The organism is Alcaligenes sp. LTN-3, from assembly GCF_059735605.1.
The window spans coordinates 1,723,686-1,739,579 of sequence record NZ_JCAPDN010000001.1 but is presented as its reverse complement, the minus strand read 5'-3'; the positions used below and the strand labels follow the sequence as shown (position 1 = coordinate 1,739,579).

18 protein-coding genes and 1 pseudogene are annotated in these 15,894 nt (G+C 56.3%); 11 read left to right on the top strand and 8 right to left on the bottom strand.

All coding sequences use genetic code 11. The annotated features are described in order from the left end of the window. Positions 1 to 62 precede the first annotated feature (62 nt). The 6 genes from AC6I6N_RS08075 to AC6I6N_RS08050 form a co-directional block, all read right to left on the bottom strand. Positions 63 to 1,097 carry a quinone-dependent dihydroorotate dehydrogenase gene (locus tag AC6I6N_RS08075; RefSeq protein WP_094197515.1) on the bottom strand — a complete coding sequence of 345 codons (1,035 nt, stop codon included), beginning with the start codon at positions 1,095 to 1,097 and terminating at the stop codon, positions 63 to 65. 21 nt (positions 1,098 to 1,118) lie between these two features. Further along, entirely contained in the window at positions 1,119 to 1,844 is a 726-nt protein-coding gene (locus AC6I6N_RS08070) for an arginyltransferase (RefSeq protein ID WP_094197514.1), read from the bottom strand. Between the two features lie 48 nt (positions 1,845 to 1,892). Next, positions 1,893 to 2,621, bottom strand: a complete 729-nt coding sequence (aat, locus tag AC6I6N_RS08065; RefSeq protein WP_108727867.1) for a leucyl/phenylalanyl-tRNA--protein transferase — start codon at positions 2,619 to 2,621, stop codon at positions 1,893 to 1,895. 2 nt (positions 2,622 to 2,623) lie between these two features. Then, a complete protein-coding gene (locus AC6I6N_RS08060) occupies positions 2,624 to 3,214 on the bottom strand; it encodes an NUDIX hydrolase (RefSeq protein WP_094197512.1) in 591 nt (196 codons plus the stop codon). Between the two features lie 20 nt (positions 3,215 to 3,234). After that, entirely contained in the window at positions 3,235 to 3,837 is a 603-nt protein-coding gene (locus tag AC6I6N_RS08055) for a DUF2946 family protein (protein WP_121739446.1), read from the bottom strand. A gap of 110 nt (positions 3,838 to 3,947) precedes the next feature. Continuing rightward, positions 3,948 to 4,505 (bottom strand): MarR family winged helix-turn-helix transcriptional regulator, encoded by a 558-nt coding sequence (locus AC6I6N_RS08050; protein ID WP_094197510.1) that lies wholly within the window; start codon positions 4,503 to 4,505, stop codon positions 3,948 to 3,950. 839 nt (positions 4,506 to 5,344) lie between these two features. Here AC6I6N_RS08050 and AC6I6N_RS08045 point away from each other — a divergent pair. From AC6I6N_RS08045 to hppD, 3 genes and pseudogenes are all read left to right on the top strand, one after another. Further along, complete coding sequence (locus tag AC6I6N_RS08045) at positions 5,345 to 6,763, top strand: aspartate ammonia-lyase (protein ID WP_094197509.1); 1,419 nt, start codon at positions 5,345 to 5,347, stop codon at positions 6,761 to 6,763. 149 nt (positions 6,764 to 6,912) lie between these two features. Next, positions 6,913 to 7,664: pseudogene (locus AC6I6N_RS08040) on the top strand (sulfite exporter TauE/SafE family protein). A gap of 268 nt (positions 7,665 to 7,932) precedes the next feature. Then, positions 7,933 to 9,009 carry a 4-hydroxyphenylpyruvate dioxygenase gene (gene hppD / locus AC6I6N_RS08035; protein ID WP_264671985.1) on the top strand — a complete coding sequence of 359 codons (1,077 nt, stop codon included), beginning with the start codon at positions 7,933 to 7,935 and terminating at the stop codon, positions 9,007 to 9,009. Positions 9,010 to 9,108: 99 nt separating this feature from the next. On the opposite strand, the gene AC6I6N_RS08030 is transcribed toward hppD, so the two are convergent. Further along, on the bottom strand, positions 9,109 to 10,242 hold the full coding sequence (locus tag AC6I6N_RS08030) for an HPP family protein (protein WP_094197507.1): 1,134 nt from the start codon (positions 10,240 to 10,242) through the stop codon (positions 9,109 to 9,111). A 55-nt stretch (positions 10,243 to 10,297) separates the two neighbouring features. Next, positions 10,298 to 10,738, bottom strand: coding sequence for a hypothetical protein (locus AC6I6N_RS08025; protein ID WP_108727864.1), 441 nt, complete (start codon positions 10,736 to 10,738; stop codon positions 10,298 to 10,300). Between the two features lie 127 nt (positions 10,739 to 10,865). On the opposite strand from AC6I6N_RS08025, the gene gspG reads away from it, so the two are divergent. Genes gspG through gspN form a run of 8 tightly spaced genes read left to right on the top strand, consistent with a single transcriptional unit; the run spans position 10,866 to position 15,881 of the window. After that, entirely contained in the window at positions 10,866 to 11,336 is a 471-nt protein-coding gene (gspG, locus tag AC6I6N_RS08020; RefSeq protein ID WP_094198415.1) for a type II secretion system major pseudopilin GspG, read from the top strand. Next, on the top strand, positions 11,311 to 11,808 hold the full coding sequence (locus AC6I6N_RS08015) for a type II secretion system protein (protein ID WP_230017572.1): 498 nt from the start codon (positions 11,311 to 11,313) through the stop codon (positions 11,806 to 11,808). The genes gspG and AC6I6N_RS08015 overlap by 26 nt, the downstream gene beginning before the upstream one ends. After that, on the top strand, positions 11,805 to 12,164 hold the full coding sequence (gene gspI, locus AC6I6N_RS08010; RefSeq protein WP_094197504.1) for a type II secretion system minor pseudopilin GspI: 360 nt from the start codon (positions 11,805 to 11,807) through the stop codon (positions 12,162 to 12,164). The genes AC6I6N_RS08015 and gspI overlap by 4 nt, the downstream gene beginning before the upstream one ends. Beyond that, positions 12,161 to 12,760 (top strand): PulJ/GspJ family protein, encoded by a 600-nt coding sequence (locus AC6I6N_RS08005; RefSeq protein WP_094197503.1) that lies wholly within the window; start codon positions 12,161 to 12,163, stop codon positions 12,758 to 12,760. The genes gspI and AC6I6N_RS08005 overlap by 4 nt, the downstream gene beginning before the upstream one ends. After that, positions 12,757 to 13,617 carry a type II secretion system minor pseudopilin GspK gene (gene gspK, locus AC6I6N_RS08000; protein WP_108727861.1) on the top strand — a complete coding sequence of 287 codons (861 nt, stop codon included), beginning with the start codon at positions 12,757 to 12,759 and terminating at the stop codon, positions 13,615 to 13,617. The genes AC6I6N_RS08005 and gspK overlap by 4 nt, the downstream gene beginning before the upstream one ends. 4 nt (positions 13,618 to 13,621) lie before the next feature. Next, complete coding sequence (locus AC6I6N_RS07995) at positions 13,622 to 14,590, top strand: GspL/Epsl periplasmic domain-containing protein (RefSeq protein ID WP_230017574.1); 969 nt, start codon at positions 13,622 to 13,624, stop codon at positions 14,588 to 14,590. Further along, positions 14,587 to 15,138, top strand: a complete 552-nt coding sequence (locus tag AC6I6N_RS07990) for a type II secretion system protein M (protein WP_264671984.1) — start codon at positions 14,587 to 14,589, stop codon at positions 15,136 to 15,138. The genes AC6I6N_RS07995 and AC6I6N_RS07990 overlap by 4 nt, the downstream gene beginning before the upstream one ends. Then, on the top strand, positions 15,135 to 15,881 hold the full coding sequence (gene gspN, locus AC6I6N_RS07985) for a type II secretion system protein N (protein ID WP_264671983.1): 747 nt from the start codon (positions 15,135 to 15,137) through the stop codon (positions 15,879 to 15,881). Before AC6I6N_RS07990 ends, gspN begins: the two co-directional genes overlap by 4 nt. Positions 15,882 to 15,894 lie beyond the last annotated feature (13 nt).

The following is a 15,894-nucleotide window of genomic DNA, read 5'->3' as shown; positions in this document are numbered from 1 at the left end:
CAGTGCAAGTTGCCAATTTGTTTCTGGATACGGTTGCCCGCATCAAGCGGGCAATAGGCGTTTTACAGAGCGCGAATGCACTCGGAAATCAGTGCGGGGCCTTTGTAAATCAAGCCGGTATATAGCTGCACCGCCTGGGCACCTGCCTGGATTTTTTCCTGAGCCTGACGGCCGGATTCAATACCGCCCACACCAATAATCGGGAAGTCCGGTCCCAATTGCTCGCGCAGACGACGAATGACGTTCAAGGACAGCTCGTGCACCGGTGGGCCGGACAAACCGCCTTGCTCTTGACCATGCTGCAAACCTTGAACGGCCTCACGTGACAAGGTGGTGTTGGTGGCAATAATGCCGTCCAGTCCTTGCGAGGGAACGGTGTCAGCGATGGCATCAATTTGCGATTGATCCAGATCGGGTGCGATTTTCACTACGATAGGCACGTAGCGTTGGTGTTCTTCTGCTAATTCGGTACGCAGCGTCTGCAAGGAGCCCAGCAGGCGAGCCAGCTCGTCTTGAGCTTGCAGTGCACGTAGGTTTTGCGTATTAGGCGAAGAGATATTCACAGTGACGTAATCGGCGTGAGGGTAGACCGCACGCAGGCAGGTCAGATAGTCCTGATCGGCCTGCTCAATAGGCGTGCTCGCGTTCTTGCCAATGTTCAGACCCAGAATGCCACCTTGTGAACGAAACTGGCTTTTACGCACATTCTCGATAAAGGTGTCCAGGCCGTCGTTGTTAAAGCCAAAGCGGTTGATCAGGCTATTGGCTTCAGGCAGACGGAACAGGCGAGGTTTGGGATTGCCGGGCTGTGCTTTCGGAGTAACGGTGCCGACTTCAACAAAACCAAAGCCCAGTGCGCCCAAGGCATCGATATGTGCGCCATTCTTATCCAGACCAGCGGCCAGCCCTACGGGATTGCGTAGCTTCATGCCCATCAGTTCCAGAGGCTTGCTGGGCAGGCTTTTGAGCAAGCTGCCCAAAATAGGGGTTTGGTGGGCGCAATGCAGGGATTTCAGAGTCAGTTCGTGGGCGTGTTCAGCATCCAGACTGAACAGCACCCGGCGAGCCAAGGGATAAAGGCTGAATAGGGCAGACATGGGGATCGATAAAAGAGGACGTTAAGCCAGCCATTCCCAACGACCTTTTATCAGGAGCTGGTAGGGGCGAAAGCGGGTTTTGTAGGTCATTTTACGGCTTTCTTCGATCCAATAGCCTAAATAGAGCCAGGGCAGGGATTGTTGACGGCAATAATCCAGTTGCCAGAGTACGGCGTAGGTGCCCAGACTGCCGGTGTCGTCAGGGTCAAAAAAGGTATAGACAGCGGAGAGCCCGTCTTGCAGCACATCAATGACCGCCACGATTTTCAAGGTGCCGTCGGGCTCGCGAAACTCCAGCAGGCGTGAGGTGACATGGCTGGCCAGCAGAAACTGGGCGTACTGGGACTGGTCGTCTTCGTCCATGCCGGCACCGGGATGGCGGCTGGCCTGGTAGCGGCGATACAGCTCGTAGTGCTCGGCGTTCCAGTGCAGGGGCAGATCTTGCACGATCAGATGGCCATGACGTTTTTTGGCACGGCGCTGGGCACGGTCAGGCTGAAAGTGCAGAGTGTCGCAACGCAAGGGCTGGCAAGCGCGGCATTGGTCGCAATAGGGACGATAGGTAAAGGTACCGCTGCGTCGGAAGCCTTGTTGGACTAGCTTGGAGTAAACCGCGTCGTTAATCAGGTGCGCAGGAGCGGCAACCAGAGAGCGTGCCTGTTGTTCTGGCAGGTAGCTGCAACGGTAGCTGGCCGTGGAATAGAATTGCAGCGTTTGGGGACTGGTGGGTGCTTTGGGATAATTCATGCGACTCTGCCAAGCGTGATAGAGCCATTATGGGATGCTCGCGCCAGCCTAGCAAGTTGGGGGCTGGCCTAGTTGCAAAGCCCCGTGTGGCCAAACCGGGCTGGGCTGGTTCATGGCCCAGGCCAGGGCATCCATGAAATCCGCTCGGGGAATGGGGCTGGCGCCCAGACTGGCCAGATGCGATGTCTCTTGCTGGCAGTCTATATACGGTATCCCGGCAAATTTCAGAAAATCCACCAGATGGGCCAGGGCTATTTTGCTGGCATCGGTTTGTAAGGCAAACATGGATTCGCCAAAAAAGAAGCGGCCTAGATTCACGCCATACAAACCACCGACCAGCTTGTTATCCATCCAGGTTTCTATGCTGTGGGCGTAGCCGCTGTGATGCAAGTCGGTATAGACCTGCTGAATATCCGGGCTGATCCAGGTACCGGTGGCGCTGCGTTGCGCGGCGCATTGGCCGATGACTTGCTCGAAAGCCAGATCGCAGGTGACACGAAGGCGGGCCTCGTTCTGATCTTGCTGGCGTGCAATCTGGCGCAGCTTCTTGCCCAAGGAGCGGGAAATCTTGAATTTGTCCACTTCAAGCACCATGCGCGGATCAGGCGACCACCACAGTACCGGGTCGCCAGGGCTGTACCAGGGAAACATGCCCTGACTGTAGGCTTCTAGCAGACGTGGAACACTTAAATCCAGACCGGCAGCCACCAGCCCTTCCGGGCTGGCGTGCTCAGGGCTGGGCAGGGCCTGATCGGGAGTGACCCAGACAAGCGACATGATCAGTCGTGGTCGCGGGGGGCGATATCAAATTCGTGAATCTGGAAGCGACCAGCCTTGTGATCCTCCACGTAGCGCTCCAAGGTGGCGCTGACCGTGCGGAACGCCAGATTGTCCCAAGGAATGTCGTCCAGGTGGAAGAAACGGGCTTCCAGAGATTCTGGGCCGGGGTCCAATACGTCGCTGGTGACTTTGGCCAAGTAGTAAATATGCACTTGTTCTGCGTAGGGCACGCTGATGACGGTAAAGAGCGGCCCGGGTTCGACTTGGGCACCGGCTTCCTCACCCATTTCACGCAAGGCGCCTTGCCCCAGGGTCTCACCCAGTTCCATAAAACCGGCGGGCAAGGTCCAGGTGTTGTAGCGTGGTTCGATGGCACGACGGCACAACAAGATCTGATCGTCTTTCCAGGCAGGCACAATCCCGACCACATTACGGGGATTCTGGTAATGCACCGCGCCGCAGTTTTGGCAGACATCACGCATGCGGTTATCGTCCGGGGGCACCAGTCGTGTCAGTTTGCTGCCGCATTGACTGCAGAAGTTTTGCGTGCGTGGAGCAGGGAAGTAAAAAGAGGCGGGTGGCTGGGTCATGCAGATTCTGTGATGGCGGTTCAAATAGGATCGGGCTCAGGCAAAACAATATACGCCAATTCGTCGGCGGGCGACACGCAGGATGACCAGACTGTCAGGGAACAGCGCCTGGGGTAGGCGGGTAAAGACCAGCCCTCGCTGTAATGAGGGTGTTCCAGATCCAGGCTGTCCAGGCCGTGCTGCTCTGTCCGCAATTGTTCCAGCAGCGCCGGAATATCGCGACTGGCCAATAAGGCCGGGCCGGTAGGGGTACGCAAATACAGCCGACCTTCAGCGCTGACGAACCACGCCTGGACGGCTTTTACGAGGCGTCCGGTGTGGTCTTGCAAATGCGCCAGATCTTCGGCCAGGGACACAATGAGAGGAGCGGCGTCCAGGCGAACATAGACACGCTGGGGGCCATTTTGGATAAACCAACGGCCTTGTTCATCCGTCTGATAATTGCGATTGAAAAATGCCAGCAATCCTGGGTGAGAAATGCGTTCACCCACGTGCTCGGGATGCTGGTTGGCATCGCCAGCCGGATGATGACGCCAATGGCCTGACTGATCCAAAGAAAGATATCCGCTGACAGCGGGTACATTGGGCCATTTTTTCATGGCTTCAATAACAGCAGCATCCATAAACCTCAGCCTTGCGGGGACGAAAACAAAGGGTGGCAACCGTATCGGTGCCACCCTTGATCATGTTGGGTCGACCACAAGGTTGACCTTTGGGCAGACGATCTTGCGCTTTAAACCATATAACTGCGCTGCATGGTTCCGGGAACGGTGTGCGAAAGAGGTTTTTCAATTTTGATTTCCCCTTTGCTATCGCTTTGCATGGCCCGGGATAACAAATTAGACAAGCGTTCACGCACGTCTTGGGGCACATGGCTAAACACACCCGAGAGCCACTCGATGTAATAGGGCAGCAAGTGCTCGCTTAACTCTTTGCCAGCTTCGGTCAGTTTAACAGTGAGTACACGGCGATCCGAGGCATTGTTTTGTCGCACCAGCAATTGCTGCTGCTCCAGCCCGTCTAGCAGGCCGGTAATGGTCGCGCGGGTGACACCGGCTTGTTCAGCCAGCAAGGCGGGACTTAAGCCGGAAGGTTGGCGGCTCAGCAAAAAAAGCAGAACCAGACGGCCTTCGGATAGGCCAAATTCGTTCAAGACGGTGCTGGAGGCGCGATTAATACTGGACGCCAGCGATAGAACGCGTAAACACAGTTCGATATCCTCGGTTTTAGGGTGAGCCTGGCGCTGGGATTCGCTCAGGATAGTTTGATATTTCAGATCGAGTAATTTCATAGTGCTGTGCCGTTGAGTAGTGCGCGGCAAAGAGCAGTAGTTATTTAGAAAGAATCACAAAGCCCAATAAAACCGAGCTTGCTTTCTTTTATTACTGAGCCGCTGCTTTTAAAGTGGAAATTTATCTTATTTTTTAATTCCATTTTCATTGATTTAAACACCTTTTATTGATCAGGAATTTTCATTTAGTAAAATAGTGCTGGTTTTTTTCAGTATTGTCAGTAGTGAGTTTATTGAATGGTCTCACTGTTTGTGTATACTCTTTTGCCTTCTTTTTTTCTCACATAACAAGGTTCTGGGACTCTCAATACCGGCATCTTGGTGATGATTGTTGATCTTGTGTTGTGAGTCTTATAGCGCAACAGCATCAAAATGATGCAAGCACGCAACGTTCGTGTTCAAAACGCCAGATCTTTGCTATGGGCAGGATGAGTGAGCTATATCAGAGGTAGACCGTCAAATTAAGTCGGTTCTCAAGCGCCAAGCAGAAAAACCAGGCGCAGCAACTCAAGAAAAACCGCAAAACGACGTGCAGGCGCGCGCTCGGCGTTTACAATGCTCACAGCGCTTCCCAAGCTCGACGATGCCTTCAAAAAAGGCGGTTGGATCATTCACCCCGCTTGGCGGATAGCAATACAGGCCCGTTTTTTACGGGCCTTTGCTTTCCGCAATTGGATACAAGCATTATCCAAAGCTTATTAGTGGTATTTGCCAGCATGTCCCCGAGCCCCTGCCCAGTTCGCAAGAAATGGCAGGGCTTTGTTCCGTTTGTACTCCGGGATTGAGTATGAGGCGTATCAGAAAAGTCTTGCTATCGTTATTAAGGAAACGAAGGAATTATGAGTCAGTTCCGTATCGAACATGATTTGCTGGGAGACCGCCAAGTCCCCGATGAAGTCTATTATGGTGTTCATACCTTGCGTGCCAAGGAGAATTTCCACATTACCGGTACGCCTATTTCAACTTACCCGGAACTGATTAATGCTCTGGCACTGGTCAAGCAGGCTGCTGCTCAGGCCAATTTCAAACTGGGTTTGTTGGAGCAGGACAAGCATGACGCCATTGTGGCTGCATGCCAGGCCGTACAGACAGGCAAGTGTCATGAGCATTTTGTGGTAGACATGATTCAGGGCGGCGCAGGTACCTCGACCAATATGAATGCCAACGAGGTTATTTGTAACCTGGCTTTGGAGCATATGGGGCACAAGCGTGGCGAGTACCAATATCTTCATCCCAATGAAGATGTGAACATGGCCCAAAGCACCAACGACGTCTATCCAACGGCTTTGCACCTGGCGGCCTACCGTTCGCTGGATCCGCTGTTTGCGGCTATGGAACGTTTGCGTGATGCCTTTTTGAAAAAGTCCGAGGAATTCTCCTCGTACATGAAGATTGGCCGCACGCAGTTGCAAGATGCTGTGCCCATGACCCTGGGTCAGGAGTTCAACGCATTTGCCACCATGATTAACGAAGACATCGTGCGCCTGAAAGAATCGCGCAAACTGATGTGTGATGTGAATCTGGGTGGTACGGCAATTGGTACTGGTATTACCGCACACCCTGAATACGCCGAGCTGGCTGTAGCGGCTTTGTCCGATCTGTCCGGTGTTCAGCTGCGCGTGTCTGCCGACCTGATCGAAGCAACTCAGGATTGTGGTGGTTTCTTGCATCTGTCGGGCGTGTTGAAGCGGGCTGCCGTCAAGTTGTCCAAGCTGTCCAACGACTTGCGTTTGCTCTCTAGCGGTCCTCGTGCTGGTATGGGTGAAATTTGTCTGCCTGCTGTGCAAGCGGGTTCGTCCATCATGCCCGGTAAGGTCAACCCTGTGATCCCTGAAGTGGTCAACCAGGTCGCCTTTGAAGTGATTGGTGCCGACTTGACCGTGACCATGGCTGCTGAAGCCGGTCAATTGCAGCTGAACGCGTTTGAGCCTGTGATTATTCACTCCCTGCTGCGCAGCATGAGTTTGTTGAGCAATGCTTGCGACACGTTGACTCAGTTCTGCGTGGTGGGTATCACTGCCAACCGTGAATGCCTGGAAAGCAATATCGAACGTTCTATTTCCCTGGTGACTGCCTTGAACCCGTTTATCGGTTACAAAGCCGCTACCTCGGTTGCCGCCGAAGCCTTCCAGACAGGTACTAATATTCGTGATGTGGTTCTCAAGCGTGGCCTGATGGATGCCGAGACCCTCAATGAAGTGTTGTGTGCCGAATCGCTGATCCAACCTCGTGATCTGCGCGCTGCTGACCCAGCCTGAACCAATCTGAGCCAGGCATGATTTGGCCAACTTTGGCCAACGCCGGTAACAGTTTGGGAAGCCTCCAAGTTGGAGGCTTTTTTCTGCCCGCTCATTTCGCACAAGAAGGATACTGTGACCTTGTCTACATGCAGGAGCAGCAGGGGAATATGGAGTCGGTTTATTGGGCGGTTGCCTTTGGCGCCATTGTGGCCGGTTTTGTGCAGGGCCTGTCAGGTTTTGCCTTTGGTATGGTGGCCATGTCCTGCTGGGCCTGGTTTCTGGAGCCCCAACTGGCGGCGGTGCTGGCAGTGTGTGGTGCCTGGACGGGGCAGATGATTGCCGCCTTTACCCGGCGGCGCACGTCGTACTGGCAGATTCTCTTGCCTTTCTTATTCGGTGGGCTGCTTGGCGTGCCGTTGGGAACGTATCTGCTGCCTTTTCTGGATGCAGCGCTGTTCAAGGCGTTTCTGGGTACCTTGATGGTGATCTGGTGCCCCGTCATGCTGATGTCTAGCCGTCTCTGGGCCATGTGCGGGTGTGCAGTCGCTTGGCCAATGCTTTGGCGGGTTTGATTGGTGGTGTGATGGGCGGTCTGGGTGGGATGACCGGGGTGATTCCTACTTTATGGACCACCATGACGGGCCTGCCTAAAGACAAGCAGCGTGCCGTTATTCAAAACTTCAATCTGGCTACCTTGTCTGTGACCTTGCTGGCGTATATCGCCTCCGGTTCTATTGTCTCGTCCATGCTGCCCGCGATCGGGTTGGTCATGCTGGCGGTGCTGATTCCCGTATTGGCGGGCGCACGTCTGTATGTGGGGATCAGTCAAAGCACTTTTCGCGCCATTGTGTTGAGTCTACTGACTTTGTCCGGGGTAGCGATGTTGCTGTCATCTGTCCCTGTGCTGCTGGCGCGCTAAGGCAGGTGGTTTAGACTTCTAGGGTAATGCTCTATATCGAAAAGGGGCTTGCTCCCCGCATAATAAGTGTCGGCGATGGGAGCGCATTTCGGGTTCCCGCCCACTGGAGCAGAGCCTGTGAGAGTTCTGGGGTTTCAATTGTTGTTTGGTGATCACTTGGCACGCAGTGTGCGCGGGATATCCTGCGCCCCTCCTAGCCAGGCTTAAGTCAACGTTTCAAGGCGTTTTTACGCCCTCCTTGATTACCTGATTACAGTTGGAGTCTGCTATGACTGACTTGTTTGAAAATCCAATGGGCCTGATGGGCTTTGAGTTCATCGAATTTGCCGCTCCCCAGCCTGGTGTGATGGAACCTGTGTTTGCGATGATGGGTTTCACCAAAGTGGCGGTACACCGTTCCAAGAAAGTGTCCTTGTACCGTCAGGGCGAGATCAACCTGATCCTGAACGAAGAACCCAAGAGCCACGCTGCTTACTTTGCTGCCGAGCACGGTCCTTCGGCCTGCGGCATGGCGTTCCGGGTGCGTGATGCGCAAAAAGCCTATGAGCGTGCACTGGAACTGGGCGCCCAGCCTGTTGATATTCCTACCGGGCCGATGGAGCTGCGCTTGCCTGCGATCAAAGGGATTGGTGGCGCGCCTCTGTACCTGATCGACCGTTTTGGCGAAGGTAACTCTATTTACGATATCGACTTCGTCTACCTGGAAGGCGTGGACCGCCACCCTGTGGGTGCGGGCCTGAAAGAGATCGATCACCTGACCCATAACGTGTACCGCGGCCGCATGGCCTACTGGGCTCAGTTTTATGAGCACCTGTTCAACTTCCGTGAGATTCGCTACTTCGACATCAAGGGTGAATACACTGGCTTGACCTCCAAGGCCATGACGGCCCCCGACGGTAAAATCCGTATTCCTCTCAATGAGGAGTCCGCCAAGGGTTCGGGCCAGATCGAAGAATTCCTGATGCAGTTCAATGGTGAAGGCATCCAGCACGTAGCATTCCTGACCGATGATCTGATTGCCACCTGGGACAAACTCAAGGACATGGGCATGCGTTTTATGACGGCGCCGCCACAAACCTATTATGAAATGCTGGAAGGTCGCTTGCCTGAGCACGGAGAACCCACTGCAGAACTGCAAAACCGTGGCATTTTGCTCGATGGCACATCAGAAGGTGGTCACCGTCGTCTCTTGCTGCAGATTTTCTCTGAAACGCTGATGGGGCCTGTGTTCTTTGAGTTCATTCAGCGCAAGGGCGATGATGGCTTTGGTGAAGGTAACTTCAAGGCCTTGTTCGAGTCCATTGAGCGCGACCAGTTGCGCCGAGGTGTCTTGCAGGCTGACTAAAAAGGTGTTGTGTCAGTTCTCAAGGTACTGATGCAGATCTGTCCCCACTGTTTGGCGATGGCAAACAGTGGGGTTTTTTATTGGAGCTCAGCTTTATAGTCAGTCCGGCTGGTCTCGCGGAGGCTGCAGGATTCTGAATAGCTCCAGCATCAGATCTGACTGGGTAATCATGCCCACCAGTTCTTTGTGTTCATTGACCACCGGCATGTGACGATGGCGGCCCTGGCTGAACAAGGGAATCAGCTCGGCCACAGACCAGTTTGCATTGGCGGTGACGGCAGGCGAGGTCATGACTTCGGCCACCGTGGGAGCCGATTGCTGGCGGGGGCTTAAAAAGCGCTTGAGTCGCTGGCGCAGATTATCAGGTTGATCCAGTCCGGCGCGCTGCAAGAAGTCCGACAAGGCCAAAATACCAATCACATGTTTGTCTTGATCCAGCACTGGCAGGGCCTTGATCTTGCGCTCGCGCATCATGTCCCAGGCTTGTTGCAAGGGCGTGCTGACCTGGCAGGACAGGGGGGCATCATTCATCAAGGTCGCGCAGCGTCGTGTGCCCAGATTGCGTCGGAAGGCCGACTGGTGAACGTAGCTGACCAATTTTTCCAGATCGTCCTGGCTGATGTTCAGCGTCTGGTTGTAGTGGCTTAGTGCAGCATCGTAATCCTGGTCCGTAAAGCGTGACAGTGTGCTTGTCGCACGAGTGGTGGGCTTAGGGACGGGGGGATAGGTAACCCCGGTCAGGCGGTTGTACAGCATGCCCAGGCAAATCAGCACGCAAGAGTCAAACAGGACCGGAAACAGCGCAAAGTCGTAATTGTGAATCCCGTTCAGGGCGGGGAAAACCGCCATTGCCACGCTAGGCGGGTGCACACAGCGCAGCGCCAGCATGATGGGCATGGCCACACACACGGCCATGGTAATGGCGGCAATTGGGTGAGGTAGCAAAATGGCGCAACTAATCCCTGTCAAAGCACCGACCAGATTGCCCAGCAACACATTCCAGGGCTGGGCCAACGGGCTGGTTGGCACTAGAAAAATCAGCAAGGCACTGGCCGCCAGGGAGGCTACCAGCCAGTGGTGCGTGTCGGCAAAATCCGACAGGTACAGGCTCAGAGAGGAAACAATCAGTACGCTAAGCGTGGCGCCTAGCGTGGCACGCAGCATTTCAGGGCGTGCAATGGCCAGCGACTTGGGGCGCAGGCTGTCAAACCAGTGACGAAATAAAGCAGACATACCCACCAGGGGGAAGAAGAAAGACAGCTTTAAATCATACTGCTAACTCTTCACTTCAGGGCTGAGCCCCTTGCTGAATACCGGCAATGACGGCGGGGCCCTTACGCTCGGTGGCGATTTGTTGGGGCACGGCATCGACCGTAATCACAATATGCTCGCGCTGCAGCGAATCCAGCAGCACGCCTGGTGCCAGCTCCTGACCAGGGCGGTAGGCGCGCACCGCCTGTTGATTAATGCTAAGTAAGGCGGCCCCACCCTGACCACTCACAATCATGCCGTGCAAACGCAGCTCGGGCATGGCGGTGCTGCCTCCAAACCACTGCGCAATTTGTTGCGTGCTGATCTGTTCGCGGTGGTCCTGCTCCAGCACAGGCGCAATCGTTCCTTCCGAGGGTAGGAATAGATGGATCAGCAGGTTGATCAAGGCCAGAGCAATACCGGCCTGACACAAACGCAGCCAAAGATGTGACGGAAATATGGCGGAAATAATACCCATTTAGACTGCATCGAATAGTGCATTGGCAGACAGCCCGTATGGCTGTCTTAAGGGCTCTTAGTGTGCGTGTGCTGCATGAAGCCCGTATGACAAGAGCTTGGGTTTTTTTGGGTGGCTTATTTCCTTCATGTCTCGATCTACTTTATCTCGCAGTCCGGCGCGTCGTTTGGCCGGATCGGTTCAGTCCCGCGCTCAACAAGGTTTTTCTCTGATTGAGGTCATGGTGGTGGTGGTCATCATGGGCATTATGGCGGCCTTGGTTGTCCCCAGCCTGATGGACCGGCCCGATCAGGCACGTGCCGTCGCGGCCCGTCAGGATATTGCCGCGCTGACACAGGCCTTGAAGCTGTATCGCCTGGATAACGGCCGTTACCCCAGTACGGCTCAAGGTTTGGCGGCGCTGCACCAGCGCCCCGCTCAGCCTCCCGAGCCACGCAACTGGCGCCCTTATATGGACCGTCTGCCTAACGACCCTTGGGGCAATCCGTACCAGTATCTGCAACCCGGCGTGCATGGCGAGATCGATGTGTTCTCGCTGGGGGCGGATGGTCAGGCTGGCGGGGCGGGTAGTGATGCCGATATCGGCAATTGGGACTGATGTGGCACAGCGGGGCTTTTCCTTGATCGAGACCCTGGTGGTCTTGTTGATCGTGGGTATTGTCAGCAGCGCAGGTTTAAGCGTGCTGGTACTGGACCGGGATCAGGGGATACAGCGGGAAGCCCGTCAACTGGCCCTGCGTCTGGCGCAGTTGCAAAGCTATGTGCGCGAAAGTGGCCGCAGCGTCGCCTGGAATGCGGATCAGCAGGGCTATCGTTTCAGCCTGATTCCGGACGCTACCGATGGCTCCAGCCCCACTGTGGGCTGGCTGCGCGATCAGGCTCGTTTTGCCCAATTGTTTCCCCAGCGATCCTGGACGCTGGAATCAGTGCGTGTGCGCCTGGAGCCAGCCGGGCCCTGGGTTTTTGTGAATGAATGGTTGTCCGCGCCGCGTCTGCTGGAGCTGGATGATGGCCACGAGGTACTGCATCTTCGCAGCGACCCGACAGGCCGTTTTGATGTGCAGTCATGACAGAGCGTGGCATGAGTTTGATTGAGGTGTTGATTGCGCTGGCCATCGTATCGGTGGCCCTGACCGCCGGATTGCGTGCGCTGGGCCTGAGTGCTTCTGGCAGCCAGGCCATGCATGAGCGCAGCCTGGCTCTGCTGGCCGTTGACGGTGTGGTGGCCGAGATGCGTCTGCGCCGCCTGTTTCCCGATCCGGGTGAAACCGTGGTGCCTTGCCGCCAAGGTTCCTTGAATTTGCAGTGCAAGCAGACCGTGCAAGCCACGGCCAATCGCTTCTTTCGTCAGGTAACGGTGCAGGCTGCCTTGCCCCAAGGCCCCGTGCTGGCCGAGCTGCACGCGACCTTGGCGTCCTTGCCATGACAGATACTGGCCAGGAAGGCTTTACTTTGGTGGAAATGCTGGTGGCCTTGACCATCATGGCCTTGATTAGCCTGATGTCCTGGCGAGGCCTGGATGCGGTCTTGCATGCGGATGAGCAACTTGGTCAGCAGGCACGTCAGACCCAGGCCTTGTTCAATGTCTTGGCTCAAATGGGACGGGATCTGGAGCTGCATCTGCCCCCCGTGCCAGGCCCCGTGGACCCGACCGGGGCGATGGCAGTACTGCCCGCCAGTATTCGCTGGCAAGCCCAGGGTGAAGGCCCGGCCATCCTGATGATTGAACGTCGTAGCGATGCTGGCGCGGGAACCCAGCAGATTCAATGGCGTTTGCAGCAGGGTGTGTTGCAGCGGGCCATTGCCCAGGCAGGAACGGTGTATCCCTTGCCCGAGTTGGGGCCTTTGCAAGCTGTGCTGGAGCAGGTCACTGCCTGGAATTTGCGTATCTGGATTCCGGCACGTGGCTGGCAAAGCTGGCCGTGGCCCGAGCAGGCTGGAGCAGCGGCGACTGGCATAGAGCTGACCGTGCAATTGGAAGGGCAGGAGCATCCATACCGCAAAGTGGTGATGCTGCTATGAAACGGGTATCCCAACAAGGCATGGCGGTGATCAATGCGCTGGTGGTCGTGATGGCAGTGTCTATTGCCACTATGGGCATTGTGCAGCGTCAAAGTGCACTGGCAACGCAACTGGCCAGCGAGCGTGACTACATGCAGGCCAACTGGCTGCTGCGCGGTGCGCTGGATTGGGCCGTGCTGGTCTTGCGTTTGGACTCGCAGCGTTCGGCTGTGACGCATAAAGGCGGCCTGTGGGCCCAGGCTTTGAGTGAGTTGAAGATAGAGACTCCTGACAAGACCCGTGCGGCTTACTTCTCTGGCTATATCCAGGACGAGCAGGGCAAATTCAATCTGGCTTTATTGCTAAGCGATGGCCGGATTCAGGCCCGCTACGTGCAGGCATTGGAGCAGTTGTTGGGCAGTGTGCAGCAGGAACCCTCGTTGGCTTTGGAGTTGGCCCAGCGGCTGCAACGGGCTCAGGCCGGACAAGCGCCCTGGCCCTCCCATTTGCAGGACTTTTTCCCCAATGCGGTGCAACAGGCCAAGCAACTGGAGCCTTATCTCAGCTACCTGCCGCAAGCCAAATCCTTGAATGTGAATACTGCCAGTGCCCAGGTGCTGGCTGCGGTGCAGCCTTCCGTCAGTCTGGTTGAGTGGCGTGGCCTGTTGGCGCAGCGCGACCGGGGCCAGTGGTTCCGGGATCAGGCCGATGTTCAAGCCCGCTTGCAACGTCAGGAGGCGTTGGAGGGGCAAACGCTGACCGTGCGCAGTGAGTGGTTTTTATTAAGTGGTCAGTTACGACTTGACCATAGCCGGGTAGCGACCCAGGCCCTGATTAACAGGGCTGCGGACCGCAGCCGGATTGTCTGGATTCGTTGAAGTGATGAGCAAAGTGCTGCGTATTTATTTGGACTCCCCACCTAGGCTGGATCAGCCGGTGGACTTTGTGCTGCGCGACAAGCGTGCCAAGGTATTGCGCCGTGGCCGGGCAGCGATTCAGGAGTTCAAAGCCCTGGCCCGATCGTTGGAGCTGGTTTTACCGGCCGGGATGGCAACGGTGACTGAGGCGCGTATTCCTTCAGTCAGTGCGTCGCGGCGGCAGGCCGTGGCCTGCAGTGCGGTCGAGCCTTTGTGTTTGAGCCCTATTGAACAGGTGTGGGTGGCCTGCTCGGCACCGGGGCCTGCCGGTATGAGTCAATTAGTCTGGACGGAGCGCCAGCCCTTGCTGGCCTTGGGAGAGCAAGCGCGCCAGGCCGGAGTCCCTCTCAGTGGAGTCTATGCCTGGTCCGAGGGGCATGAGCAAGACAGGCAGGGCCAAGGTCAAATGCTGACAGTACCCGCTTGCTCCTTGTTGATGCCGGAGATGGCCGCCAGTGGCGGCGGGAACAGCGTGCTGCGCCAAAGTCTGTGGTGGACTCTGGCCGCGGTATTGAGCTGGACCTTGGTCTTGCAGCAGCAGGCGCAGTCCTTGCGCTCCCAGATGAAACAGGTACAGACCCAGATGGAGCAGGCTGTTCGACAAGCCTTGCCGCATTTGCCTGTCATTGTTGCGCCCTTGACGCAGGCCAGACAGCATCGTGACGGCTTGCTGGCCGATAAAAGTCCGGCCTCGGCGCCTTTTGATCGGTTGTTGATGGCCAGTGCCGTGCAATGGCCTGCCTTGCAAGGACAGGTGCGCGCATTGAATTTCAAGGACCAACAGTTGCTTTTGACACTGGCCAGCGATTTGCCTGCACCACCTTTGCCTGCTGAATCGGAGCTGGAGTGGAAACAGGGCGAGTCGGCCCGTCAGTGGGAGATCGGTTTGAACAAAGCAGCGCAAGCGTCCAGCCAGCAAGGGGGGCAGCAATGAGCAAATTTGCTGCCTTTCAGCCTGTACTGCTGACCGTCCATAACAAGCTTGCCATTGCCCGACAGTACTGGCGAGCCTTGAGCCGTCGGGATCAGTTGGCCTTGTCGGTATTGGGGGCTGTGCTGCTTGTGATGCTTCTGTGGTTGTTGCTGTTACGTCCCGCTGTTCGTGATCTGGCCTTGGCAAAACAAGAGCTGCCGCGCCTGCAGTATGAGATGGCGCAACTGCAAACCGTGTTGTCGCAAATTCAGGTCCTGGATAAAGAGCTGGTCGCGCCGGTTGACGCGCAAGGACAAGACAAAGCCTTGCAGCGCAGCTTGCAGACTTTGGGCACCCAATGTCAGACAGAGGTGTCGCCGGCCGAGCAGCGTGTTCTGGTCTGCCAGGCCGTGGCCGCTCCTGCCTTGATGGATTGGTTGATGCACGCCCCTCGTGTGCTGGGCTTTGCCGTGCAAGAAGTCAGCCTGAGTCGCTCGGTGGTAGATAGCCGCGAACGTGCAGGTTTGTTGGATGGCCGCATTGTGTTGGGTGCAGGAGAGCCTGCATGAAAAAACTGACCAAAATCATGGCCTGGACCTTGTTGGCGGTGTGTCTGCTGCTGGCCGCCGTGCCCTTTTTGCCTGCCCGCATGATGTTGATCTGGCAGCCGGAGCAATTGCCGCTACGACTGGAAACGGCTCACGGCAATCTGGCTTCCGGGCAAGGTCTGCTGGTGGTGGGGTCGGGTTTGTTGGCTCGCACTGTTCCCGGCCCTGTCAGTTGGCGTTGGCGTTTGACGCCCTGGCCGCAAATGGAAGTAAGCCATGCGTGGCTGGACCAGCCTGTGCGCTTGCAAGCCAGCCTGCAAGGCTGGCGCATTTCTGGCCAAAGCCTAACGGTTCCCGCTGCGCTTTTAGGGCGTTTGCATCCCTTGTTGCAGACCGTACAACCGCAAGGGCAGTTGCAGTTGCGCTGGCCCAGTCAGGCGCTGGCCGCTGAAAGTGGACCTTTGCTGGAGCTGGATTGGCGCAATGCGCGCTCGGCTTTGGCGGCCCAAGCCGAGCTGGGTGATTACCAATTGGCTGTCAGCCGCAAGGGCCAGGGTGTGCAGCTAAGCCTGCGAACCCTGGCGGGGGATCTGACTTTGGCAGGTCAGGGTCAGTGGGGGGCGGCAGGCGGGCTGTTTGAAGGACGTGCCCAAGCCAAGCAGGCCGACGATCAACGATTCAAAGAGTTACTAGAGGCCTTGGGGCCTCAGCGTCAGGGTGTGACCCAATGGCGAATAGCCACAACGATTAGCAAGCAGGAATAACCATATTTTGACT